Source organism: Chelativorans sp. YIM 93263, from assembly GCF_028767125.1.
Lineage (GTDB): Bacteria > Pseudomonadota > Alphaproteobacteria > Rhizobiales > Rhizobiaceae > Chelativorans.
The window spans coordinates 1-822 of record NZ_JAKCWP010000023.1 but is presented as its reverse complement, the minus strand read 5'-3'; the positions used below and the strand labels follow the sequence as shown (position 1 = coordinate 822).

2 protein-coding genes are annotated in these 822 nt (G+C 57.5%); both read right to left on the bottom strand.

All coding sequences use genetic code 11. The features are described from left to right. On the bottom strand, positions 1-343 hold a 343-nt coding region (locus LY631_RS20310; RefSeq protein WP_274427442.1), incomplete at its 3' end, for an SRPBCC family protein. Continuing rightward, on the bottom strand, positions 340-654 hold the full coding sequence (locus tag LY631_RS20305; protein WP_274427441.1) for an ArsR/SmtB family transcription factor: 315 nt from the start codon (positions 652-654) through the stop codon (positions 340-342). The genes LY631_RS20305 and LY631_RS20310, both read right to left, overlap by 4 nt. Positions 655-822: the final 168 nt, after the last annotated feature.

The window sequence follows — 822 nt, the reverse complement described above, 5'->3', positions numbered from 1 at the left end:
GGGGCGGACCGTTACTGTTCGCGGCCATTTTCGCCATCCCGTCAAGCCTTGCATCGGTCAGCTCGTGGATAATGCGCAGGCGGGTGCCGCCGGTCGCATTCGGGACGATCGTGAACGTCACCGTGCTTTCAAGGAAAGGTGGAGCGTCATCGCGCAGGCTATAACGGACTTCCTCGCCAGGTGTGATGGTGGCCGGTTCGGGATCGGCTAAAGCATCTTTCGGCAACCAGTTTTCCCGAAATTCCGGAATGCTGATTGCACGCCAGACCTTTTGCGGCGGTTCATCCAGTTCGAATTCCAGTTCGATGCCGTCTTTCTGCTCCTTGGCCTTTCCATCGTTCATTGGTCCATATCCTTCAGCAAGACCTTGAGAGCTTCGATGCGGGCAGGCCAGTAGGCGCGATATTTCGCCAACCATTGTGCGATGAGAGCCAGCCCCTCCGGATCGACTTCATAATTCACGAAACGCCCCTGCCGTTCTTCCTTCACGAGCTTTGCGCTCCGCAAAACCGAGAGGTGTTGCGACATTGCCGGCTGGCTGATCTCCATGCCGGCGCGCAAGGCGCTGGCGTTCATGCCGCCCGCCGCCAGCTTCTCGAAGATCGCGCGGCGGGTCGGGTCGGATAAGGCTCGGAAAATGTCATTCTCGATCATGCAGACACATAAGCATGCACTTATGCGATTCGCAAGCCTGTTTCGCGACGAGCTTTCCGTTGTCGCGAAACTCCTGAGCTCTGCGAGTAGATCGGCCTCGCTGAGTTTTTCAGGGGTATACCCATTGCAACCACCGGCTGCAAAACTCGCCCCACGACTTATGCGACA